This window comes from Pseudomonas sp. 2957 (genome assembly GCF_031456345.1).
Classification (GTDB): domain Bacteria; phylum Pseudomonadota; class Gammaproteobacteria; order Pseudomonadales; family Pseudomonadaceae; genus Aquipseudomonas; species Aquipseudomonas siliginis.
Genome location: NZ_JAVDUL010000004.1, coordinates 356,247 through 378,084, shown reverse-complemented (window position 1 = coordinate 378,084; position 21,838 = coordinate 356,247). Strand labels below are relative to the sequence as shown.

Genomic DNA, 21,838 nt, shown 5'->3' with positions numbered 1-21,838 from the left:
CCTGATGTTGTAAGAATATTGAGCGTTATCATGGCGACAGCGTTCAGTATTTACAACACTTGGCCCCCGCAGCGGCGTCAACCCTCGGAATAGAGCCTTGGCACACGTTTCAGGTTGCAGAAGATCTGATACGGGATGGTATCGGCCCACTTCGCCACATCGCTGGCGAGGATGTTTTTGCCCCACAGTTCGACGTTGGAACCGAGGCCCGCTTCCGGTATGTCGGTCAGGTCGATGCAGAGCATGTCCATCGACACACGCCCCAGCAGGCGGCTGAGTTTGCCGGCCACCAGCACCGGCGTGCCGGTCGGCGCCTGACGCGGGTAACCGTCGGCGTAACCCATGGCGACCACGCCGATGCGCATCGGCTTGTCGGTGATGAATCTGGCGCCATAACCGATCGGTTCGCCGGCCGGCAATTCACGCACGCTGATGACTTTCGATTCGAGGGTCATCACCGGTTGCAGGCGTTCGGCCACGGCGTTGACTTCTTCGAAGGGGGTCGCGCCGTAGAGCATGATGCCCGGGCGTACCCAGTCGCTTTGGATTTCTGGCCAACCGAGCACGGCTGGCGAGTTGCGCAGGCTGACTTCCGCCGCCAGACCCTGACGCGCCGCTTCGAACACCGCGACCTGCTCGGCGCTGCTTTGCGCATGCAGTTCATCGGCGCGGGCGAAGTGGCTCATAAGCACGATTTTCGCCACCTTGCCGCTGGCCAGCAGACGCTGATAGGCCGCTGGATAATCTTTCGGATGCAGGCCGACGCGATGCATGCCGGAATCGAGCTTGAGCCACACCGTGATCGGTTTGCTCAGGACTGCCTGTTCGATCGCTTCGAGCTGCCACAGCGAATGCACCACGCACCAGAAATCATGCTCGACGATCAACGCCAGCTCATCGGCTTCGAAGAAGCCTTCCAGCAGCAGTACCGGCGCGCGAATTCCGGCAGCACGCAGCTCCAATGCTTCTTCGATGCAGGCCACGGCAAAACCATCCGCTTCGGCTTCCAGCGCTTGGGCGCAACGTACCGCGCCATGGCCGTAGGCGTCCGCCTTGATCACGGCGAGCGCCTTGGCGCCGGTGACTTCGCGGGCAATTCGGTAGTTGTGGCGCAGGGCTTGGAGGTCGATCAGGGCACGGGCAGGACGCATGGCGGCAGACTTCTGGGCGGTCATGGGAAGAAAAACCGGCGCTGACTGACGACGTGAACCGCCAACAGCACCGGGAGAGGGATCTGTAAAACGTTATGGCAGCGCGGCGACGATGGATATCTCCACCAGAATGCTTGGCTTGGCCATCTTCGCTTCGACGGTGGCACGGGCCGGTGCGGCGCCTTTTGGCAGCCACTGGTCCCACACCGCGTTCATCCCGGCGAAGTGCGCTTCAATGTCGTTCAGGTAGATCGTCGCCGACAACAGATGCTGCTTGTCCGTCCCGGCCAGATCGAGCAGGCGCTCGATATTGGCGAGCACCTCGCGGGTCTGCTGTTCAATTCCGGCGTCAAAGTCGTCGCCGACCTGCCCGGCCAGATACACGGTGCCATTGTGGCTGACGATCTGACTCATGCGCTCATTGGTGAGCTGGCGCTGGATTGACATGTTTTGCGGACTCCTGGGTCTGGTTGCCGTAACGGGAAATATCGAGGCCTTCGGCGCTGATCTGCGGCTTTTTCTTCGCCATCAGGTCGGCGAGCAAACGGCCGGAACCGCAGGCCATGGTCCAGCCGAGCGTACCGTGACCGGTGTTGAGGAACAGGTTCTTGAACGGCGTGGCGCCAACGATCGGCGTACCGTCCGGCGTGGTCGGACGCAGGCCGGTCCAGAAACTCGCTTCGGCCAGATTGCCGCCCTGAGGATAAAGGTCGTTGACGATCATCTCCAGGGTTTCGCGCCGACGCGGGTTCAGCGACAGGTCAAAACCGGCGATCTCGGCCATGCCGCCGACGCGGATGCGGTTGTCGAAGCGGGTGATCGCGACCTTGTAGGTCTCGTCGAGAATGGTCGAGGTCGGCGCCATGTCCGGATTGGTGATCGGCACGGTCAGCGAGTAGCCCTTGAGCGGATACACCGGGGCCTTGATGCCCAGCGGCTTGAGCAACTGCGGCGAGTAGCTGCCCAGCGCCAGTACGTAGCGATCCGCAGTTTCCAGCTTGCCGTCGATCCACACACCGTTGATGCGGTCACCGGCGTAATCGAGCCTCTGGATGTCCTGGCCGAAACGGAATTCCACACCGAGCTTGCGCGCCATTTCGGCGAGACGGGTGGTGAAGATCTGGCAGTCGCCGGTCTGGTCATTGGGCAGACGCAGCGCGCCAGCGAGAATGTCAGTTACGCCTGCCAGAGCCGGTTCGACGCGGGCAATGCCGGCGCGGTCGAGGACTTCAAAGGGCACGCCGGATTCTTTCAGCACGGCGATGTCTTTGGCGGCGTTATCCAGTTGCGCCTGGGTGCGGAACAACTGCGTGGTGCCGAGGCTGCGGCCTTCGTAGGCGATACCGGTTTCGGCGCGCAATTCATCGAGGCAGTCGCGGCTGTACTCGGACAGACGCACCATGCGCTCCTTGTTCACCGCGTAACGGCTGGCGGTGCAGTTGCGCAGCATTTGCGCCATCCACAGGTATTGGTCGATATCAGCGGTGGCCTTGATCGCCAATGGCGCATGGCGTTGCAGCAACCACTTGATGGCCTTGAGCGGCACGCCCGGCGCGGCCCAGGGCGAGGCGTAACCCGGCGAGACCTGGCCGGCGTTGGCGAAACTGGTCTCCATGGCCGCAGCAGGCTGCCGGTCGACCACCACCACTTCAAACCCGGCACGGGCCAGATAGTAAGCACTGGCGGTACCGATGACGCCGCTACCCAAGACCATGACGCGCATTTTCAATCCCTCATCGCGGCTTTTCGCCGAACTGTTTGTTAGAGCAATGATGGGCGCAGTGTAAAAAAGAAATGCCAGTGCTTTTCACTATATAAGCGCCTATATTTGGCGACAATTCTCGGCAAAAACCCTTTTCACGGAGGCGCATCCCCTATGCGTACCAACACTCAGACCAAACGTGAGCTGGACAAGATCGACCGCAACATCCTGCGCATCCTCCAGGCGGACGGGCGGATTTCCTTTACCGAACTCGGGGAAAAGGTCGGTCTCTCGACCACGCCCTGCACCGAGCGCGTGCGGCGCCTGGAGCGCGAGGGGATCATCATGGGCTACAACGCCCGGCTCAATCCGCAGCACTTGAAGGGTAGCTTGCTGGTGTTTGTCGAGATCAGCCTCGACTACAAATCCGGCGACACATTCGAAGAATTCAGACGCGCGGTGCTGAAGCTGCCCCATGTGCTGGAGTGCCATTTGGTCTCAGGAGATTTCGACTATTTGGTGAAGGCGCGGATTTCCGAGATGGCCTCGTACCGCAAACTGCTCGGCGACATTCTGTTGAAGCTGCCACATGTGCGTGAATCGAAGAGCTATATCGTCATGGAAGAGGTGAAAGAGAGCCTTTGCCTGCCGATTCCGGACTGATCACCGCAATGATCGTTCCCACGCTCTGCGTGGGAATGCAGCCCGGGACGCTCTGCGTCCCAAAGGCCGAACGCGGAGCGTCCGAAGAGGCATTCCCACGCAGAGCGTGGGAACGATCGCTTACACCAACACCTGCCGATTCGCCGCCATGTACTCGAAAATCTGCTTCTCGACCCGTGGATGTATCAACTCCACCGGCCGCCGCTCGTTCGGGCACGGCAGGGTCTTGGTCGTACCAAACAATCGACAGATCAGCGGCCGCTCTTCATACACCGTGCAGCCATTCGGCCCCAGGTGCACACAGTTGAGTTCTTCCAGCGCGGCATCCTGCTCGGCGCGGGATTTGCGCGGCAGCCGGGCCATTTCCTCGGGCGACGTGGTCACCGGGCCGCAGCAGTCGTGGCAGCCCGGCACGCAGTCGAACGTGGGGATCTGCTGACGCAGGGTGCGGATTTTCTGACTGTTGCAGCTCATCGAAACGGTGACCAAAGTGGCGGGCTGATGATTGTGCCGCAAAAGTCCGGATCCAGACACCGCAGGCCGACCGATGTTGCCCACGTTCGGGCGCGCGGCTTATGCTCCGTCAAATTTTCTCGACACTCAGCCGTTGGATGATGCCCATGACCGCCCGCGCCCCGACCACCGCGAGCCAACCCCACGTTGCCTCTTATTACGCCGCCAGCAGCCTGCAGCAGCCTGACCATCCCGTGCTGCAAGGCGAGGTGGTGGCGGATGTCTGCGTGGTCGGCGGTGGCTTTTCCGGGTTGAACACGGCGCTGGAACTGGCCGAACGCGGTTTCAGCGTAGTGTTGCTGGAAGCGCACCGGATCGGCTGGGGCGCCAGCGGTCGCAACGGCGGGCAGTTGATTCGCGGTGTCGGTCACGGCCTTGACCAGTTCGCCAATGTCATCGGTGCCGAGGGCGTGCGCGAGATGAAACTCATGGGCCTGGAAGCGGTGGAGATTGTCCGTCGGCGCGTTGAGCGTTTCGGCATTGCCTGCGACCTGACCTGGGGCTACTGCGATCTTGCCAACAAACCTTCCGATCTAGACGGTTTCGCCGAAGATGCCGAAGAACTCCGCAGCCTGGGTTATCGCTACGAAACCCGTCTGTTGCGGGCCAGTGAAATGCACACTGTGGTCGGCTCCAAACGCTATGTCGGCGGCTTGATCGACATGGGCTCCGGGCATCTGCACCCGCTGAATCTGGCGCTGGGCGAAGCGGCAGCGGCGCAGCAACTGGGCGTGCAATTGTTCGAGCAATCGGCAGTGACGCGCATCGATTACGGCCCCGAAGTGAAGCTGCACACCGCGCTAGGCTCGGTGCGGGCGAAGACTCTGGTGCTGGGCTGCAATGCCTATCTCCATGACCTCAACCCGCAACTGAGCGGCAAGGTCCTGCCCGCCGGCAGCTACATCATCGCCACCGAACCGCTGAGCGCAGAGCAGGCGCACAACCTGCTGCCGCAGAACATGGCGGTCTGCGACCAGCGGGTGGCGCTCGATTACTACCGGCTCTCGGCGGATCGACGTTTGTTGTTTGGTGGCGCCTGCCATTATTCAGGGCGCGATCCGAAAGACATCGGCGCCTATATGAAACCGAAGATGCTTGAAGTGTTCCCGCAACTGGCCGAGGTGAAAATCGATTATCAGTGGGGCGGAATGATCGGCATCGGTGCCAACCGCTTGCCGCAGATTGGCCGGCTCGTCGACCAGCCGAATGTGTATTACGCCCAGGCCTATTCCGGGCATGGGGTGAATGCCACGCACTTGGCCGGCAAGCTGCTGGCCGAGGCGATCAGCGGGCAGCATGGCGGCGGCTTTGATCTGTTCGCCCAGGTGCCGCACATCACCTTCCCCGGCGGCAAGCACTTGCGCTCACCGTTGTTGGCGTTGGGGATGTTGTGGCATCGGCTGAAAGAGTTGGTCTGACGAATCAGGATCGTTCCCACGCAGAGCGTGGGAACGATCTGTGGTATTCATATCCGCCAAAACGGCTTCAACCCCTCCTCCCTTGCCTGCTCCCGCGTCAACCCGACATCCTTGAGCTGCTCCGGTGTCAGGCCGAGCAATGCCTTGCGCGTGTGCAGACGATGCCAGAACAGCTCCCAGCGACTGAGGCCGGACGGCGCATTACGCAGCAGATTGCGCGCGTTGTCCTTTTGCCCTGCCGCCAGTTCCTGACTGTGTAACGTCAGCCGCACATCGCTCAAGCCGTTCATTTTCGTTGCTCCTGTTTACTTGGGTAGCCAGAGATTCCATGATGCGCGGGCGAGCAAAACCATTACAGACTCAAAGAACCAGTATTAAATCCATACAGATTTGCCGATTCGCCGACTGAATGATTGATTTTTGCCGCATCTGTACTGGTTTTCACCAAGACGCACCGAGGCCACCATGACTCTGTATGTAAACCTCGCCGAATTGCTCGGCACCCGCATCGAACAAGGCTTCTATCGTCCCGGCGACCGCTTGCCGTCGGTGCGTGCCTTGAGCGTCGAACACGGAGTCAGTCTGAGCACGGTGCAGCAGGCGTATCGCGTGCTTGAAGACAGCGGTCTGGCCACGCCAAAACCCAAGTCCGGCTATTTTGTCCCCGTAGGACGCGAATTGCCGGAGCTGCCCGCAGTAGGCCGCCCCGCGCAACGGCCGGTAGAGATTTCGCAATGGGATCAGGTGCTGGAACTCATTCGCGCCGTACCGCGCAAGGACGTCGTGCAATTGGGTCGGGGCATGCCCGATGTCGGCTCGCCGACCATGAAGCCGCTGCTGCGCGGACTGGCGCGAATCAGTCGCCGGCAGGACATGCCTGGTCTGTATTACGACAACATCCACGGCAACCTCGAACTGCGCGAACAGATCGCACGGCTGATGCTCGATTCCGGCTGCCAGTTGAGCGCCAGCGATCTGGTGATCACCACTGGCTGCCACGAAGCGCTGTCCACCAGCATCCATGCGATCTGCGAGCCGGGTGACATCGTCGCGGTGGACTCGCCGAGTTTCCACGGCGCCATGCAAACCCTCAAAGGCCTGGGCATGAAAGCCCTGGAGATTCCCACCGATCCGCTCACCGGGATCAGCCTCGACGCCCTGGAGCTGGCGCTGGAGCAGTGGCCGATCAAAGCCATTCAGCTCACCCCAAACTGCAACAACCCGCTCGGCTACGTCATGCCCGAGTCGCGCAAACGCGCGTTGTTGACGCTCGCCCAGCGTTTCGACGTGGCGATCATCGAAGATGATGTGTATGGCGAGCTGGCCTATACCTACCCGCGCCCGCGTACGATCAAATCCTTCGACGAAGACGGCCGCGTGTTGCTCTGCAGCTCGTTCTCCAAGACCCTGGCGCCAGGGCTGCGCATCGGCTGGGTGGCGCCGGGCCGATATCTGGAGCGAGTGCTGCACATGAAATACATCAGCACCGGCTCCACCGCGCCACAACCGCAGATCGCCATCGCCGAATTCATCAAGGCCGGCCATTTCGAGCCGCACTTGCGGCGTATGCGCATGCAGTACCAACGCAATCGTGACGCGATGATCGACTGGGTGACGCGCTATTTCCCGGCCGGCACCCGCGCCAGTCGCCCGCAGGGCAGCTTCATGCTCTGGGTGGAGCTGCCGGAAGGTTTCGACACGCTGAAACTGAATCGCGCGCTGCACGATCAGGGCGTACAGATTGCCGTCGGCAGCATCTTTTCCGCTTCGGGCAAGTACCGCAATTGTTTGCGGATGAACTACGCTGCCAAACCAACAGCGCAAATCGAAGAAGCGGTGCGCAAGGTCGGCGCTGCGGCAATCAAATTACTCGCCGAGACCGACTGACCTTTTTTGCGCGCCCGGCGTCCAAATTGCCGACCTCAGCCGCCAACCGGAACGACCCTACGTGAGCTTCAGACAGCCCCTACTCGCTTTACTGATACTCGCCTCGTTCCTCAGCGGCTGCGCCAGCCTTGATGTGCCGCGCGAACCAAGCCAGGCCCTGCCGGCGTCGGACTCCAGCTTCGGCCGTTCGATTCAGGCTCAGGCCGCGCCCTACAAAGGGCAGTCGGGGTTTCGCCTGCTCTCGGACAGTGGCGAGGCCTTTACCGCCCGCGCCGAGCTGATTCGTCATGCGCAGGTCAGCCTCGATTTGCAGTACTACATCGTCCACGACGGCATCAGCACGCGGATGCTGGTGGAGGAAGTGTTGAAGGCGGCCGACCGTGGCGTGCGCGTGCGCATCCTGCTCGACGACACCACCAGCGACGGCCTCGACCAGATCATCGCGACCCTTGCGGCACATCCGCAGATCCAGATTCGTTTGTTCAATCCGTTGCACCTGGGGCGCAGCACCGGCGTAACACGCGCGGCCGGGCGACTGTTCAATCTGTCCGTGCAGCATCGGCGCATGCACAACAAGTTGTGGCTGGCGGACAACAGCGCAGCCATCGTCGGCGGGCGCAATCTGGGCGATGAATATTTCGACGCCGAAGCCAACCTGAATTTCACCGACATCGACATGCTCAGCATCGGCCCGGTGGCCGAGCAGCTCGGGCACAGTTTCGACCAGTACTGGAACAGCGCGCTGAGCAAGCCGATCGACGAATTCCTCTCCAGCCAACCGACCGCCGTCGACCTGCAAAACACGCGCACGCGCCTGGAAGAATCGCTGGAAGAAACCCGCAAGCAGAACCACGCGCTCTATCAACAGTTGATGAAATTCACTACCGACCCGCGCATGGACATCTGGCGCAAAGAGCTGATCTGGGCCTGGAACCAGGCGCTGTGGGATGCGCCGAGCAAGGTCCTGTCCAAGGGCGAACCCGATCCGCATCTGCTGCTGACCACACAACTGGCGCCGGAACTGACCGGCGTCAGCAAAGAGCTGATCATGATTTCCGCCTACTTCGTGCCGGGTCAGCCAGGGCTGGTCTATCTGACCGGGCGCGCCGATGCCGGGGTCTCAGTGAGTCTGCTGACCAATTCGCTGGAGGCTACCGACGTGCCGGCGGTGCATGGCGGTTACGCGCCCTATCGCAAGGCGTTGCTTGAACACGGAGTGAAACTCTATGAGTTGCGCCGCCAGCCTGGGGATAACTACGGCAGCGGGCCACGCGTGTTCTACAGCAAGTCGTTTCGCGGCTCGGATTCCAGCCTGCACAGCAAGGCGATGATCTTTGATCGACGCAAATCGTTTATCGGTTCGTTCAATTTCGACCCGCGCTCGGTGCTGTGGAACACCGAAGTCGGCGTCCTGGTCGACAGCCCGGAACTGGCCGAGCATGTGCGCGCACTGGCACTGCAAGGCATGGCGCCGACCTTGAGTTATCAGGCGAAACTCGAGGACGGCAAGGTCGTCTGGGTCACCGAAGACAACGGCCAGATGCACACCCTGACCAAGGAGCCGGGGAGCTGGTGGCGGCGCTTCAACTCATGGTTCAGCACCAGCGTCGGCCTGGAGCGGATGCTGTAAAAAGCAAAGATCGCAGCCTTCGGCAGCTCCTACAGTTGGAAATGCGTTTGCCCTGTAAGAGCTGCCGAAGGCTGCGATCTTTTGATCTCAAGCAGTCTGGATTTTGCCGAAGGCGCCCTGGCGCAACAACAGGATAACCAACCCGAAAGCCCCCGCCGCCATCAACAGTGGCAACGCATGCCCGTTGATCCACTGACTCCCCGCCCCCGCCGCCAATGGCCCGACCAGACAACCGACACCCCACAACTGGGCAATATGCGCATTGGCGCGCACCAGCGCATCGTCACGATAACGCTCGCCAATCAGAATCAGCGACAGGGTAAACAAGCCGCCAGCACTGGCGCCGAACAGCACCCAAAGCGGCCAGATCAGCAGCGTGTCGAGCAGCATTGGAATGGCCAGACTCGACAGCATTAACACTACCGCGCACCCGGCAAACAGCGTGCGCCGCGACAGGTAATCGGCCAACGCGCCGATCGGTAATTGCAGCAGCGCATCGCCGACCACCACGGTGCTGACCATGGCCAGCGCGATTTCGGCGGTGAACCCCTGTTGCAGACAGTACACCGGCAGCAGCGTCAGGATCATCGCCTCGAACGCGGCGAACAATGACACCGCCCAGGCAATCGCCGGCAGCTCACGGGCGAAGCCCCACAGATCACCAAACGTGACGCTGTTGGCCTCGCTGCTCGGCGCGCCGCTGCGCCCCAGCAGCAGGAAAGGCGAGAGCGTCAGCAGACCGGCCCCGACCCAGAAACCGTAATCATGCTCGGTACCCAGCGCACCCAGCAGCAACGGACCGGACAGCTGGCTCAGCGCATAGCTGCTGCCATACAGCGCCACCAGACGCCCGCGCCACTGCTCGACCACCAGCTGATTGATCCAGCTCTCGCCAAGAATGAACACGATGGTCAGAATCACACCGATCAGCAACCGCAGCAGCAACCAGATCGGATAACTCGGCAGCAGCGCCAGCAGGCCGATCGACAATGCCCCGGCCCACAGGCACAGGCGCATCAGGTTCGCCGTGCCGAAATACGCAGCGAGATGGCTGGAGACCTTCGCCCCGAGCAGCACGCCGATTGCCGGCATGGCTGCCATCACACCGATGGCGAACGAGCCGTAGCCCCAGCCCTCCAGACGCAACGACACCAGCGGCATGCTGACCCCCAGGGCCAGACCGACACTCAAGACAGACGCCAACACGGCGAAATACGTCGCCCACCGCATGTTCCACGCTCCTGTGGATATTTTTATATGCACCACAAAATCACTGTGGGAGCGAGCCCCTGTGGCGAGGGGATTTATCCCCGTTGGGTCGCGCAGCGGCCCCAAAACCTGCAACCACGATGTACCAGGTACACCGCGTGCAATGGTTTAGCGACTACTTCGCAGCCGAACGGGGATAAATCCCCTCACCACAGAGGCTCGCTCCCACAGCGGATCTCTGTTTGGTCAGGAAGCCCGGAGTGACCGGGCTCGCTAACGTCTTACAGCTTGATCCACGTCGCCTTCAGCTCGGTGTACTTGTCGAAGGCGTGCAGCGATTTGTCGCGACCGTTGCCCGACTGCTTGAAGCCACCGAACGGCGCGGTCATGTCGCCGCCATCGTACTGGTTGACCCACACGCTACCGGCGCGCAAAGCCTTGGCGGTCAGGTGCGCCTTGGAGATGTCCTGGGTCCACACCGCTGCGGCCAGACCGTATGGCGTGTCGTTGGCAATCTGGATGGCTTCTTCGGCGCTGTCGAAAGCGATCACCGACAACACTGGGCCGAAAATCTCTTCCTGAGCAATCTTCATCGCATTGCTCACACCATCGAAAATGGTTGGCTCGACGTAAGTGCCACCGGTCTCCTGGAGGATGCGCTTGCCGCCGGCGACCAGTTTGGCGCCATCGCTATGGCCGGATTCGATGTACGACAGCACGGTGTTCATCTGCTGGGTATCGACCAGCGCACCGACGTTGGTCGCCGGGTCCAGCGGATTGCCCGGCTTCCAGGTTTTCAGCGCCTCGATCACCATCGGCAGGAATTTGTCCTTGATCGAGCGCTCGACCAGCAGACGCGAACCGGCGGTGCAGACTTCGCCCTGGTTGAAGGCGATGGCGCTGGCGGCGGATTCAGCGGCGGCCTGCAGATCCGGCGCATCGGCGAAGACGATGTTCGGGCTCTTGCCGCCGGCTTCCAGCCAGACGCGCTTCATGTTCGATTCGCCGGCGTAGACCATCAGTTGCTTGGCGATCTTGGTCGAGCCGGTGAAGACCAGCGTGTCGACATCATTATGCAGACCCAGCGCCTTGCCGACGGTGTGGCCATAGCCCGGCAGCACATTGAGCACGCCTTTCGGAATACCGGCTTCAATGGCCAGCGCAGCGATACGGATGGCGGTCAGCGGCGACTTTTCCGACGGCTTGAGGATCACCGAGTTGCCGGTCGACAGCGCCGGGCCGAGTTTCCAGCAAGCCATCATCAGCGGGAAGTTCCACGGCACGATAGCGCCGACCACGCCCACCGGCTCGCGAGTCACCAGGCCCAGTTGGTCATGCGGGGTCGCGGCGACTTCGTCGTAGATCTTGTCGATCGCTTCACCGCTCCAGCTCAGCGCCTGCGCCGCACCCGGCACGTCGATGTACAGCGAATCGCTGATCGGCTTGCCCATGTCGAGGGTTTCCAGCAGCGCGAGTTCTTCGGCGTGCTGTTTCAGCAGGCTGGCGAAGCGGATCATGGTGGCTTTGCGTTTGGTCGGCGCCAGGCGCGACCAGACGCCGGAGTTGAAGGTGGCGCGGGCGTTTTCTACAGCACGGTCAGCATCGGCGGCGTCGCAGCTGGCGATCTTGCCGAGCAAGCGGCCATCGACCGGGCTGATGCATTCGAAGGTTTCGCCGGAACCGGCGTCGGTGTATTCGCCATTCAGGAAGGCGCGGCCTTCGATTTTCAGATCGCGGGCGCGTTGTTCCCAGTCGGCACGAGTCAGGGTGGTCATTCGGGTGTCCTCCTCTTATTGAATACGAGCACCGCAAGCGCTGCGGCGCTGTTCAAGAATTCTGCCCGGCCAGCCTGCACTTTCGGCCCGAGGCACCCGCCACCCTAAACCAGCGACCGGGTTTGTTTCAATATATTTGACATAAGCTGGCCATACGGCCTTGCGGTGTTCATTTTAATAAACATAGACTTTGGCTCATTCCAGCCAACGCGCCGTCATTAACGGAGAAAACAACAATGAACATCCAGAACGTCGTCGACATCAGCCTCGCCAGCAGCGAAGCCGAGCGTTATCGCCCGGACCCGGCGAAAGTGCTCAAGGGCGATCCTGAGCAGGCGGTGTTTCATCAATACGACAGCCCTTGTGGGCAAATGGGTGTTGGTGTGTGGGAAGGCGCGGTGGGCCAGTGGACGGTGAATTACACCGAGAATGAGTACTGCGAGATTCTGCAGGGGGTTTCGGTATTGCGTGACAGCGATGGCAATGCCAAGACCTTGCGCGTTGGCGATCGCTTCGTGATCCCGGCGGGGTTTCGCGGAACCTGGGAAGTGCTGGAGGCTTGCCGCAAGGTTTATGTGATCTTTGAACAGAAGGCTTGAGATGTTTGCTTGCTGATCGGCCCTCATCGCTGGCAAGCCAGCTCCCACAGGTTTTGTGCATGACACAGGTTCTGTGAAGACCGGCAATCAATGTGGGAGCTGGCTTGCCAGCGATAAGGCCTAACCGGTCACCGCAGAATCCAAGGCAAAAAAAAGGCCCGTATCTCACGATACGGGCCTTTTTCGCAGTCAGGAAAAATCAATTACTTGATTTTGCCTTCCTTGTACATCACGTGCTTGCGAACAACCGGATCATATTTCTTGATCTCGATTTTGTCCGGGGTAGTACGCTTGTTCTTGTCGGTAGTGTAGAAGTGACCAGTACCGGCGCTCGAGATCAAACGAATCAATTCACGCATGATTAGCTCCCTTAAATCTTGCCATCGCGGCGAAGTTCGGCGAGCACGACAGTGATGCCACGCTTGTCGATGATACGCATGCCTTTGGCAGATACGCGCAGACGCACAAAACGTTTCTCTTCTTCAACCCAGAAGCGGTGATGCTGCAGGTTCGGCAGGAAACGACGACGGGTTTTGTTGTTTGCGTGGGAAATGTTATTCCCAGTCACCGGACCCTTACCGGTAACTTGACATACTCTCGACATGCCTCAGCCCTCTAAAACCACATGCCCAACCCGGCATGGGTTGGCCGCTTAATCTCTCAGTCATTTGGCGCCAGGCGCCGCGTTTCTTTAGAGGTCTTACCGGCTACACCTACAGTGAAGGAACCGGGCCCCTAGAAAAGAGCGCTGCTTTATACCAGAAAGACCGGGGTGCAACAACAATCGGTGTGCAATCAATCGGCAAAAGGGCGATTTTTTCCGCCGCAGACGCCTTGGACAAAGGCTGCGGCCAGTTTTGACCACTCGTCGCAGAAATCCCGTCCTACAGGCGATTCAGACTTTTCATCCCCCTGCCCACGCTCGAAACCGCGCAAGAGTGCGCCTGAAAATGCAAAAAGGGGATAGTCATTTGCAATTCAGAGCTCTAGGGTAGGACTTTTCCAGACTGCACTTGCAGATGGGCCTTCGATCTGTAAAGGAAACCGACCATGCGCCTCGCTGCCCTACCCCTGTTGCTCGCCCCGCTCCTGCTGAGCCCCCTTGCCCAGGCCGCCGCGTTGAGCGTGTGCACCGAGGCCAGCCCTGAAGGGTTCGACGTGGTGCAGTACAACTCACTGACCACCACCAATGCTTCGGCTGACGTATTGATGAACCGCCTGGTGGATTTCGACACCGCCAGCGGCAAGGTCATTCCGAGCCTTGCCGACAGCTGGGAAGTCAGCACCGACGGCCTCACCTATGTGTTCAAACTGCACCCGCAGGTGAAATTTCACACAACCGATTACTTCAAGCCGAGCCGCGAGCTGAGTGCCGAAGACGTAAAATTCAGCTTCGACCGCATGCTCGACCCGGCCAACCCGTGGCACAAAGTCGCCCAGAGCGGCTTCCCCCATGCGCAGTCGATGCAACTGCCAACCCTGATCAAGAAGATCGACGCCCTTGACCCGCTCACCGTGCGTTTCACGCTTGATCATCCGGATTCGACCTTCCTCGCGACCCTGAGCATGGGCTTCGCCTCGATCTATTCCGCCGAATACGCCGACAAACTGATGAAGGCCGGCGCCACCGACAAACTCAACAGCCAGCCGATCGGCACCGGCCCGTTCGTGTTCAATCGCTTCCAAAAAGATGCAGCGATTCGCTACAAGGCCAATCCGGACTATTTCCGTGGCAAGCCTGCCGTCGACCCGTTGATCTTCGCCATCACGCCGGACGCCAACGTGCGCCTGCAAAAGCTGCGGCGCAATGAATGCCAGATCGCCCTGTCGCCGAAACCATTGGATGTACAGGCCGCGCTGAAGGAACCGACGCTGAAAGTCGAAAAGACTGACGCGTTCATGACCGCTTTCGTGGGCATTAACAGCCAGCATCCGCCGCTGGACAAGCCGGAAGTGCGCCAGGCGATCAACCTCGCTTTCGACAAGGCCAACTACATCAAAGCCGTGTTCGAAGACACCGCCGAGGCAGCCAATGGGCCATACCCACCGAACACCTGGAGCTATGCCAAGAACCTGCCGGGCTATCCGCACGACGTGGCCAAGGCCAAGGCGCTGCTGGCCAAGGCCGGCTTGAAGGACGGCTTCCAGACCACGATCTGGACGCGGCCATCGGGCAGCCTGCTCAACCCGAACCCAAGCCTCGGCGCGCAGATGCTGCAGTCGGATCTGGCCGAGATCGGCATCCAGGCAGAAATTCGTGTGATCGAATGGGGCGAGCTGATTCGTCGCGCCAAGGCCGGCGAACATGATCTGCTGTTCATGGGCTGGGCCGGTGACAACGGCGACCCGGACAACTTCCTCACTCCGCAGTTTTCCTGCGCAGCAGTGAAGTCCGGGACCAACTTCGCGCGGTACTGCAACGCCGATCTGGACAAGCTGATCAGCGCCGGCAAGACCACCAGCGAGCAAGGCGTGCGCACCAAGCTGTATGAGCAGGCACAAGCGCAGATCCAGCAGCAGGCATTGTGGCTGCCACTGGCGCACCCGACGGCCTACGCTTTGACGCGCAAGGATGTTCAGGGTTATTCCGTCAGCCCGTTCGGCCGCCAGGATTATTCCAAGGTCAGCCTCAAATAACCTGCCTGACACACCGGTGGATGGAAACAATCTGTGGGAGCGAGCCCGCTCGCGAAAGCGGTCATTCAGCAAACAATGATGCTGACTGATAACACGCCTTCGCGAGCAGGCTCGCTCCCACAAGGTCCAGAATCGGCGCCGAGAACTACATCCAACCACACTCCGCCATCGACAGCGGCTCGCCGTCGCCGATGATGAAGTGATCGAGCACTCGCACGTCAATCAGCTCCAGCGCTTTCTGCAGGCGCTTGGTCAGCAGCCGATCGGCCTGACTCGGATCGGTGTTGCCGGACGGGTGGTTGTGACACAGGATCACCGCTGCGGCGTTATTGGCCAGCGCGCGCTTCACCACCTCCCGAGGATGCACGCTGGTGTTGTCGATCGAGCCGCGAAACAGCGCCTCGAAATTCAGCACCTGGTGCTTTGAATCGAGAAACAGGCAGCCGAACACCTCGTGCGGCTCATGCCGCAGCATCGCCTTGAGGTAATCGCGGACGACCTGAGGGTTCTCCAGCGCCGGTTTCTGCCGTGAGCGCTCGGCCAGATGGCGCTTGCTCATTTCCTGCGCGGCTTGCAGCTGGGCGAACTTGGCCGGACCGAGGCCCAATTGTTTGCTGAATGCGTCCTGATCGGCCTCGAGCAGCAAACGCAGGCCACCGAATTGCGTCAGCAGATGTCTGGCGAGGTCGACAGCGCTTTTTCCGGGCAATCCGGTGCGCAGAAAAATCGCCAACAACTCAGCGTCCGAAAGACTCCCTGCGCCGTGTTCCAACAGCCTTTCCCGCGGCCGTTCCGCCGCCGGCCAATCGCGAATACTCATAGCACCTCCTTGTCTGTGGGCGCCGCTGTTCCGTAGCGGTCGCTGTGATATCGTAGCCCATCTTTTTGGCGGTCGATTCAACCCTGGGGAGGGGCATCGCACCGCCGTCATCAACGAAATGAAAGGCAGACCTATGCAGCGGCTGTATCGGAAACGCATCGTTCTGGGCGTCGGCGGCGGCATTGCGGCCTACAAGAGCGCCGATCTGGTTCGCCGCCTGATCGACCAGGGTGCCGAAGTGCGCGTGGTCATGACCCATGGCGGCGCCGAATTCATTACCCCGCTGACCATGCAGGCCCTGTCGGGCCACCCGGTTCACCTCGACTTGCTCGACCCTGCCGCCGAAGCCGCCATGGGCCATATCGAGCTGGCGAAATGGGCCGATCTGGTGCTGATCGCCCCGGCCACCGCCGACCTGATCGCCCGTCTGGCCCAAGGCATTGCCAACGATCTGCTGACCACGCTGGTGCTGGCCACTGATGCCGTGGTTGCCGTCGCACCAGCGATGAACCAGGCGATGTGGCGCGACCCGGCGACCCAGGCCAACCTGCAACTGTTGGAGAGCCGTGGCCTGAAGACTTTCGGCCCGGCCTCGGGCAGCCAGGCCTGCGGCGACGTCGGCATGGGCCGCATGATGGAAGCCACCGATCTGGCGCTGCTCGCCGCTGATTGCTTCCAGCGCCAGGCCCTGACCGGCAAGCATGTGGTGATCACCGCCGGCCCGACTCAGGAAAACATCGACCCGGTGCGCTACATCACCAACCACAGCTCCGGCAAAATGGGTTTTGCCCTCGCCGAAGCAGCCGTGGAAGCCGGCGCCCGTGTCACTTTGATCAGCGGCCCGGTGCACTTGCCGACGCCTGATCGCGTGACGCGGATCGATGTGGTCAGCGCCCGCGACATGCTCGCCGCCTGCGAATCGGCCATGCCTTGCGACGTGTTCATCTCGTCGGCAGCGGTGGCGGACTACCGCCCTGAAGTCGTCGCCCCGCATAAACTCAAGAAAGATCCTACGAGCGGTGACGGCTTCGTCCTGCAAATGGTGCGCAACCCGGACATCCTTGCCACTATCGCGACCCGTCCCGACCGTCCGTTCAGTGTCGGCTTCGCCGCCGAAACCGAACACCTGCTCGACTACGCTGCACGCAAGCTGAAGGACAAGAATCTCGATCTGATCGTCGCCAACGACGTCGCCAACCCGAGCATCGGTTTCAACAGCGAAGAAAACGCCTGCAGCGTCATCGACCGTGAGCTGCACGCCACGGTTTTCGCCCAGACCAGCAAGAGCAAGATCGCTCGCCAACTGGTCACTTTTATCGCCGAACGTCTGAACCAGGTTTAATTTACATGCACGCTTTGCAAGCCAAGATCCTCGATCCACGCATCGGTAGCGAATTCCCGCTGCCGCAATACGCCACGCCGGGCTCCGCCGGCCTCGACCTGCGCGCCATGCTGGAACAGGACATCGTGATCAAACCGGGTGAAACCGTGCTGATTCCTACCGGCCTGTCGGTGTACATCGGCGACCCGAATCTCGCCGCGCTGATCCTGCCGCGCTCGGGCATGGGCCACAAACATGGCATCGTGCTGGGCAATCTGGTCGGCCTGATCGACTCCGATTACCAGGGCCCGCTGATGGTCTCCTGCTGGAACCGCGGCCAGAGCGACTTCACCATGACCGTCGGCGAACGCCTGGCGCAATTGGTGCTGGTACCGGTGGTGCAGGCGCATTTCGAAATGGTTGAAGAGTTTGTCGAGACCGAGCGCGGTACCGGCGGCTTTGGCCACACTGGCACCAAATAACCGGATAGAAATTATGGGGTGAGGGGATTTATCCCCGTTGGGCTGCGAAGCGGCCCCAAGATTTTGGGTCTGCTGCGCAGCCCATCGGGGATAAATCCCCTCGCCACAAAAAATGCGCTATATCGGCAGCAGGTTTTAACACCGTAAATCAAGGTTTTGCCGGCCGAAAGCCACGCCAGCCGGGGCGTCATGGCCCTTTCATAGCACGAACTCTCTGTGGAAAACGCCGTCATACCCTTCAGTTTGAGCCTGCCGTCGAATCTTTCGCCGGTCTGTCCCGCCCTTTTCGAGATGGAGCATGTCCACAGATGAGCACCCCCGCCAAGATCGCCCCGACGCTGCCTGACAGCATTTTCCGCGCCTACGACATTCGTGGCACCGTGCCGGAATTCCTCAACGGTGAAACCGCCTACTGGATCGGTCGCGCCATCGGCTCGCAGAGCCTGGCCCAGGGCGAGCCGAACGTGTCGGTCGGTCGTGACGGTCGCCTGTCCGGCCCGGAGCTGGTCGCGGAACTCATTCGCGGCATCGCCGAGAGCGGTTGCCACGTCAGCGATGTCGGCCTGGTGCCAACGCCGGCACTGTACTACGCCGCCAACGTGCTGGCCGGCAAGTCCGGGGTGATGCTCACCGGTAGCCACAATCCGTCGAACTACAACGGCTTCAAAATCGTCATCGCCGGCGACACCCTCGCCAACGAACAGATTCAGGTGCTCCACGAGCGCATCAAGAACAACGACCTGAGCAGCGGCCAGGGCAGCGTCACCCAGGTCGAAATCCTCGACCGCTACAACACCGAAATCGTCCAGGACATCAAACTGGCCCGCCGCCTGAAAGTCGTGGTCGACTGCGGCAACGGCGCGGCCGGCGTGATCGCCCCGCAACTGATCGAAGCGCTGAACTGCGAAGTCATCCCGCTGTTCTGCGAAGTCGACGGCAACTTCCCGAACCATCACCCGGATCCGGGCAAACCGGAAAACCTCGTAGACCTGATTGCCAAAGTCAAAGAGACCAACGCCGATATCGGCCTGGCCTTCGACGGTGACGGCGACCGCGTTGGCGTGGTGACCAATACCGGCAGCATCGTCTACCCGGATCGCCTACTGATGCTGTTCGCTCGCGACGTAGTGGCGCGCAACCCGGACGCGGAAATCATCTTCGACGTCAAATGCACCCGTCGCCTGGTGCCATTGATCAAGGAATACGGTGGTCGGCCGCTAATGTGGAAGACCGGTCACTCGTTGATCAAAAAGAAAATGAAACAATCCGGCGCACTGTTGGCCGGCGAAATGAGCGGGCACATCTTCTTCAAGGAACGCTGGTTCGGTTTCGACGACGGCATCTACAGCGCCGCACGTCTGCTGGAGATCCTCAGCAAGGAAAAATCCACCGCGGAAGAGCTGTTTGCGACCTTCCCGAACGATATTTCCACGCCGGAAATCAATATCCATGTGACCGAAGAGAGCAAATTCAGCATCATTGATGCACTGCACGATGCTCAGTGGGGTGAAGGCGCCGACCTGACCACCATCGACGGCGTGCGTGTCGATTACGCCAAAGGCTGGGGCCTGGTGCGCGCGTCCAACACCACACCGGTGCTGGTGCTGCGCTTCGAGGCCGATGACGAGGCTGAATTGCAGCGCATCAAGGATGTGTTCCACGCCCAACTGAAACGCGTTGCACCTGATCTCCAACTACCGTTCTGATCCACCCGGAGCCCTGAATGACCCTCGAACGCGAAGCCGCCGCCAACACTGCCAAGGTCCTGTCCGAAGCGCTGCCTTACATCCGACGCTATGTCGGCAAGACCCTGGTGATCAAATACGGCGGCAACGCGATGGAAAGCGAGGAGCTGAAAACCGGCTTCGCCCGCGACATCGTGCTGATGAAAGCCGTGGGCATCAACCCGGTGGTCGTGCACGGTGGCGGCCCGCAGATCGGTGATCTGCTCAAGCGCCTGTCGATCGAAAGCCACTTCGTCGACGGCATGCGCGTTACCGACGCGGCGACCATGGACGTGGTGGAAATGGTCCTTGGCGGTCAGGTCAACAAGAGCATCGTCAACCTGATCAACCGCCATGGCGGCAGCGCCATCGGCCTGACCGGTAAGGATGCCGGGCTGATCCGGGCGAAGAAGCTCACCGTCTCCCGCCAGACCCCGGAGATGACCCAACCAGAAATCATCGACATCGGCCATGTCGGCGAAGTCGTCGGCATCAATACCGAGCTGTTGAATCTGCTGGTCAAAGGCAACTTCATCCCGGTCATCGCGCCGATTGGCGTCGGTGAGAACGGCGAGTCGTACAACATCAACGCCGACCTGGTAGCGGGCAAGGTTGCCGAAGCACTGAAAGCTGAAAAGTTGATGCTGCTGACCAACATTGCCGGCCTGATGGACAAGTCGGGCACCGTGCTGACCGGCCTGAGCACGCAGCAGGTCGACGACCTGATCGCTGACGGCACGATCTACGGCGGCATGCTGCCGAAGATCCGCTGCGCACTGGAAGCGGTTCAGGGTGGGGTTGGCAGTTCGTTGATCATCGACGGTCGTGTGCCTAACGCGATTCTGCTGGAAATCTTCACTGATACCGGCGTGGGCACGCTGATCAGTAATCGCAAGCGTCCTTGATCGCTGATACACCGGAGATCGCAATCTGCGGCAGCGCCTGCAAATTTCGTTGATGCGAAATTTCTGTAGGAGCTGACGAAGGCTGCGATCTTTTTTGTGCGCGCAGGAAACGCCTGACTCGACACAGCGAAACGTCCGACATCCCTCCAGAACAAATCTCCATAGGATCTTCCCCTCATCCAACGGAGATCTTCCCATGCAAAAAAACAGCGTTCCTTACGGCAGTGACATTTCGGCTGGCACTTACGCCTGCGTGGACTGCGGCCGAGAGTATTCAGCCCCTTCGCAGACTTCGATGCCGCCCTGCCCTGACTTCACCGAAGCCTCTCACCCACTCAAGGGCTGGAAAGTGCTCACCGGCCAAGGAGATGCACCCCAGGATCCCTACCCAGCCGCCAGCGACAAATAACCGGAGCGGCGACTCATGCAGATCTCGTTCACGATCGACGCCGATGCTTTCGAGCAGGAACAGAAGGAACCGGTGAAAAAGACCTTGCGCATCGGCGATGCGGAAATCGCCCATGCGCTGGAGCGCATCGCCAAAGCCAGCCTGACCGAATACCTGAAAATGCTGGTCGAGGGCGGCATGCCCAGCCGGGCCGACGAAGCCAAGCAGGATCGCCTGCTGTATCTCATTCAGAGTTACTTCGGGCAAACCCTGCCGACCGAATCGCAGATCTCGACGATCTTTCAACTGACCCAGAGCCAAAGCAAAACCCTGCTGAAGAACACCGTTTCGCGTTTTCGCAATCAGCTCGACGACATCCTGCAGCACAGCATGCGCGCCGTCATCGTTTCCGCCGAACACGCGCAGAACGTGTTTCTGGTGGTGATCAGCTCGGATGTGATTCGCGATGAATTGAACATGCTCATCACCCAGAACGAGCCGACCTTCAAACCCATCACCAAACGCAAGGGCAGCGCCGGGCAATTCGAGATCAGCGAAGATTCCCACGCATTGCTCTGTGCAACGCTGGGTCTGAATGCCGTTCAGTGACATCGTCGCGGTCAGTGGCTTGCTGCTGACCCTGACCACGTTCATGTTCAATCTGGCGTGGCCGGCGCTCAATGAAGCGCTGGCTGAAGATGAATTTCAAAAAGGTTCGCAGGCCCGCAAGCGCAGTCGAGACAAGGTGATGGCTGCTTTCTACTGGCGAGCATTGCCATTGACGTGCGCGTTTGTGGCGCTGTTTTACGTCAACTTGCCAGCTGCGGTTGGCATCATCGACAGCAGCACGCTGGATTTGTGGGATTTCGATGTGGATCGCACGTTGTACGTGATGGTGGTTGTAGCGCTGCTGGTGTTTGCGCTGGTCAATGCGGGACTGGCGCTGAGACTGCTGATCAAATGGCAAAAACTGCGTAGACCACTGTAGGAGCTGCCGAAGGCTCGGGCCGCGAT

General features: G+C 60.5%; 22 protein-coding genes and 1 pseudogene. 13 read left to right on the top strand and 10 right to left on the bottom strand.

The genetic code is table 11. The features are described from left to right. Positions 1 to 77: 77 nt before the first annotated feature. The 3 genes from alr to dadA form a co-directional block, all read right to left on the bottom strand. Positions 78 to 1,151 (bottom strand): alanine racemase, encoded by a 1,074-nt coding sequence (gene alr, locus J2Y39_RS16340; protein ID WP_252877104.1) that lies wholly within the window; start codon positions 1,149 to 1,151, stop codon positions 78 to 80. A gap of 93 nt (positions 1,152 to 1,244) precedes the next feature. After that, positions 1,245 to 1,598 (bottom strand): RidA family protein, encoded by a 354-nt coding sequence (locus J2Y39_RS16335; RefSeq protein WP_041476645.1) that lies wholly within the window; start codon positions 1,596 to 1,598, stop codon positions 1,245 to 1,247. Then, entirely contained in the window at positions 1,570 to 2,874 is a 1,305-nt protein-coding gene (gene dadA / locus J2Y39_RS16330) for a D-amino acid dehydrogenase (protein ID WP_056791607.1), read from the bottom strand. The genes J2Y39_RS16335 and dadA overlap by 29 nt, the downstream gene beginning before the upstream one ends. 153 nt (positions 2,875 to 3,027) lie before the next feature. Here dadA and J2Y39_RS16325 point away from each other — a divergent pair, with 153 nt between their 5' ends. After that, positions 3,028 to 3,516, top strand: coding sequence for an Lrp/AsnC ligand binding domain-containing protein (locus J2Y39_RS16325; RefSeq protein ID WP_010465173.1), 489 nt, complete (start codon positions 3,028 to 3,030; stop codon positions 3,514 to 3,516). A 120-nt stretch (positions 3,517 to 3,636) separates the two neighbouring features. On the opposite strand, the gene J2Y39_RS16320 is transcribed toward J2Y39_RS16325, so the two are convergent. After that, positions 3,637 to 3,990, bottom strand: coding sequence for a YkgJ family cysteine cluster protein (locus J2Y39_RS16320; protein WP_041476668.1), 354 nt, complete (start codon positions 3,988 to 3,990; stop codon positions 3,637 to 3,639). Positions 3,991 to 4,136: 146 nt separating this feature from the next. Between J2Y39_RS16320 and J2Y39_RS16315 the strand changes: the two genes are divergently transcribed. Further along, entirely contained in the window at positions 4,137 to 5,447 is a 1,311-nt protein-coding gene (locus tag J2Y39_RS16315; protein WP_310218761.1) for an FAD-binding oxidoreductase, read from the top strand. 47 nt (positions 5,448 to 5,494) lie between these two features. Here J2Y39_RS16315 and J2Y39_RS16310 read toward each other — a convergent pair whose 3' ends face one another. Beyond that, positions 5,495 to 5,737 (bottom strand): DUF1127 domain-containing protein, encoded by a 243-nt coding sequence (locus J2Y39_RS16310; RefSeq protein WP_150637114.1) that lies wholly within the window; start codon positions 5,735 to 5,737, stop codon positions 5,495 to 5,497. Between the two features lie 175 nt (positions 5,738 to 5,912). Here J2Y39_RS16310 and J2Y39_RS16305 point away from each other — a divergent pair, with 175 nt between their 5' ends. Together J2Y39_RS16305 and J2Y39_RS16300 are read left to right on the top strand one after the other, a co-directional pair. Continuing rightward, positions 5,913 to 7,334 (top strand): PLP-dependent aminotransferase family protein, encoded by a 1,422-nt coding sequence (locus tag J2Y39_RS16305; RefSeq protein ID WP_041476641.1) that lies wholly within the window; start codon positions 5,913 to 5,915, stop codon positions 7,332 to 7,334. A gap of 61 nt (positions 7,335 to 7,395) precedes the next feature. Then, positions 7,396 to 8,964: a phospholipase D family protein gene (locus J2Y39_RS16300; RefSeq protein WP_150742914.1), complete on the top strand. Its 1,569-nt coding sequence runs from the start codon at positions 7,396 to 7,398 to the stop codon at positions 8,962 to 8,964. 87 nt (positions 8,965 to 9,051) lie between these two features. Here J2Y39_RS16300 and J2Y39_RS16295 read toward each other — a convergent pair whose 3' ends face one another. Next, positions 9,052 to 10,194: an MFS transporter gene (locus J2Y39_RS16295; RefSeq protein WP_041476639.1), complete on the bottom strand. Its 1,143-nt coding sequence runs from the start codon at positions 10,192 to 10,194 to the stop codon at positions 9,052 to 9,054. A gap of 260 nt (positions 10,195 to 10,454) precedes the next feature. Beyond that, on the bottom strand, positions 10,455 to 11,948 hold the full coding sequence (locus J2Y39_RS16290) for an aldehyde dehydrogenase (protein WP_310218759.1): 1,494 nt from the start codon (positions 11,946 to 11,948) through the stop codon (positions 10,455 to 10,457). Positions 11,949 to 12,184: 236 nt separating this feature from the next. On the opposite strand from J2Y39_RS16290, the gene J2Y39_RS16285 reads away from it, so the two are divergent. Further along, on the top strand, positions 12,185 to 12,547 hold the full coding sequence (locus J2Y39_RS16285; RefSeq protein ID WP_150742913.1) for a cupin domain-containing protein: 363 nt from the start codon (positions 12,185 to 12,187) through the stop codon (positions 12,545 to 12,547). A 203-nt stretch (positions 12,548 to 12,750) separates the two neighbouring features. On the opposite strand, the gene rpmG is transcribed toward J2Y39_RS16285, so the two are convergent. After that, positions 12,751 to 12,906: a 50S ribosomal protein L33 gene (gene rpmG, locus J2Y39_RS16280; protein WP_016772554.1), complete on the bottom strand. Its 156-nt coding sequence runs from the start codon at positions 12,904 to 12,906 to the stop codon at positions 12,751 to 12,753. Between the two features lie 11 nt (positions 12,907 to 12,917). Further along, on the bottom strand, positions 12,918 to 13,151 hold the full coding sequence (gene rpmB / locus J2Y39_RS16275; RefSeq protein ID WP_007920377.1) for a 50S ribosomal protein L28: 234 nt from the start codon (positions 13,149 to 13,151) through the stop codon (positions 12,918 to 12,920). Between the two features lie 446 nt (positions 13,152 to 13,597). On the opposite strand from rpmB, the gene J2Y39_RS16270 reads away from it, so the two are divergent. Beyond that, positions 13,598 to 15,184, top strand: a complete 1,587-nt coding sequence (locus J2Y39_RS16270; RefSeq protein ID WP_056791590.1) for an ABC transporter substrate-binding protein — start codon at positions 13,598 to 13,600, stop codon at positions 15,182 to 15,184. Between the two features lie 145 nt (positions 15,185 to 15,329). Here the strand turns inward: J2Y39_RS16270 and radC are convergent, their stop codons facing one another. Continuing rightward, positions 15,330 to 16,004, bottom strand: a complete 675-nt coding sequence (radC, locus tag J2Y39_RS16265; RefSeq protein WP_056791587.1) for a RadC family protein — start codon at positions 16,002 to 16,004, stop codon at positions 15,330 to 15,332. A 133-nt stretch (positions 16,005 to 16,137) separates the two neighbouring features. Between radC and coaBC the strand changes: the two genes are divergently transcribed. The 7 genes and pseudogenes from coaBC to J2Y39_RS16230 all read left to right on the top strand — a co-directional run bounded on the left by coaBC (position 16,138) and on the right by J2Y39_RS16230 (position 21,812). Then, entirely contained in the window at positions 16,138 to 17,346 is a 1,209-nt protein-coding gene (gene coaBC / locus J2Y39_RS16260; RefSeq protein ID WP_016772551.1) for a bifunctional phosphopantothenoylcysteine decarboxylase/phosphopantothenate--cysteine ligase CoaBC, read from the top strand. Positions 17,347 to 17,351: 5 nt separating this feature from the next. Then, on the top strand, positions 17,352 to 17,807 hold the full coding sequence (gene dut, locus J2Y39_RS16255) for a dUTP diphosphatase (protein ID WP_041476635.1): 456 nt from the start codon (positions 17,352 to 17,354) through the stop codon (positions 17,805 to 17,807). A gap of 302 nt (positions 17,808 to 18,109) precedes the next feature. Continuing rightward, a pseudogene (locus J2Y39_RS16250) lies at positions 18,110 to 19,513 on the top strand (phosphomannomutase/phosphoglucomutase); the annotation flags it as partial. A gap of 17 nt (positions 19,514 to 19,530) precedes the next feature. Next, positions 19,531 to 20,436, top strand: coding sequence for an acetylglutamate kinase (gene argB, locus J2Y39_RS16245; protein WP_016772548.1), 906 nt, complete (start codon positions 19,531 to 19,533; stop codon positions 20,434 to 20,436). 196 nt (positions 20,437 to 20,632) lie between these two features. After that, a complete protein-coding gene (locus J2Y39_RS16240; protein WP_056791581.1) occupies positions 20,633 to 20,845 on the top strand; it encodes a hypothetical protein in 213 nt (70 codons plus the stop codon). A gap of 15 nt (positions 20,846 to 20,860) precedes the next feature. Further along, positions 20,861 to 21,433: a hypothetical protein gene (locus J2Y39_RS16235; protein WP_056791578.1), complete on the top strand. Its 573-nt coding sequence runs from the start codon at positions 20,861 to 20,863 to the stop codon at positions 21,431 to 21,433. Next, a complete protein-coding gene (locus tag J2Y39_RS16230) occupies positions 21,420 to 21,812 on the top strand; it encodes a hypothetical protein (RefSeq protein WP_310218758.1) in 393 nt (130 codons plus the stop codon). Before J2Y39_RS16235 ends, J2Y39_RS16230 begins: the two co-directional genes overlap by 14 nt. The last annotated feature ends 26 nt before the right edge of the window (positions 21,813 to 21,838 follow it).

Coding starts and splice junctions, on each gene's coding strand:
- J2Y39_RS16305 (WP_041476641.1), top strand. CDS start 5,913: ATGACTCTGTATGTAAACCTCGCCGAATTGCTCGGCACCCGCATCGAA.
- J2Y39_RS16320 (WP_041476668.1), bottom strand. CDS start 3,990: ATGAGCTGCAACAGTCAGAAAATCCGCACCCTGCGTCAGCAGATCCCC.
- rpmB (WP_007920377.1), bottom strand. CDS start 13,151: ATGTCGAGAGTATGTCAAGTTACCGGTAAGGGTCCGGTGACTGGGAAT.
- J2Y39_RS16325 (WP_010465173.1), top strand. CDS start 3,028: ATGCGTACCAACACTCAGACCAAACGTGAGCTGGACAAGATCGACCGC.
- J2Y39_RS16335 (WP_041476645.1), bottom strand. CDS start 1,598: ATGTCAATCCAGCGCCAGCTCACCAATGAGCGCATGAGTCAGATCGTC.
- J2Y39_RS16315 (WP_310218761.1), top strand. CDS start 4,137: ATGACCGCCCGCGCCCCGACCACCGCGAGCCAACCCCACGTTGCCTCT.
- J2Y39_RS16240 (WP_056791581.1), top strand. CDS start 20,633: ATGCAAAAAAACAGCGTTCCTTACGGCAGTGACATTTCGGCTGGCACT.
- dadA (WP_056791607.1), bottom strand. CDS start 2,874: ATGCGCGTCATGGTCTTGGGTAGCGGCGTCATCGGTACCGCCAGTGCT.
- coaBC (WP_016772551.1), top strand. CDS start 16,138: ATGCAGCGGCTGTATCGGAAACGCATCGTTCTGGGCGTCGGCGGCGGC.
- J2Y39_RS16295 (WP_041476639.1), bottom strand. CDS start 10,194: ATGCGGTGGGCGACGTATTTCGCCGTGTTGGCGTCTGTCTTGAGTGTC.
- rpmG (WP_016772554.1), bottom strand. CDS start 12,906: ATGCGTGAATTGATTCGTTTGATCTCGAGCGCCGGTACTGGTCACTTC.
- J2Y39_RS16270 (WP_056791590.1), top strand. CDS start 13,598: ATGCGCCTCGCTGCCCTACCCCTGTTGCTCGCCCCGCTCCTGCTGAGC.
- radC (WP_056791587.1), bottom strand. CDS start 16,004: ATGAGTATTCGCGATTGGCCGGCGGCGGAACGGCCGCGGGAAAGGCTG.
- J2Y39_RS16235 (WP_056791578.1), top strand. CDS start 20,861: ATGCAGATCTCGTTCACGATCGACGCCGATGCTTTCGAGCAGGAACAG.
- argB (WP_016772548.1), top strand. CDS start 19,531: ATGACCCTCGAACGCGAAGCCGCCGCCAACACTGCCAAGGTCCTGTCC.
- J2Y39_RS16230 (WP_310218758.1), top strand. CDS start 21,420: ATGCCGTTCAGTGACATCGTCGCGGTCAGTGGCTTGCTGCTGACCCTG.
- J2Y39_RS16310 (WP_150637114.1), bottom strand. CDS start 5,737: ATGAACGGCTTGAGCGATGTGCGGCTGACGTTACACAGTCAGGAACTG.
- alr (WP_252877104.1), bottom strand. CDS start 1,151: ATGCGTCCTGCCCGTGCCCTGATCGACCTCCAAGCCCTGCGCCACAAC.
- J2Y39_RS16290 (WP_310218759.1), bottom strand. CDS start 11,948: ATGACCACCCTGACTCGTGCCGACTGGGAACAACGCGCCCGCGATCTG.
- dut (WP_041476635.1), top strand. CDS start 17,352: ATGCACGCTTTGCAAGCCAAGATCCTCGATCCACGCATCGGTAGCGAA.
- J2Y39_RS16285 (WP_150742913.1), top strand. CDS start 12,185: ATGAACATCCAGAACGTCGTCGACATCAGCCTCGCCAGCAGCGAAGCC.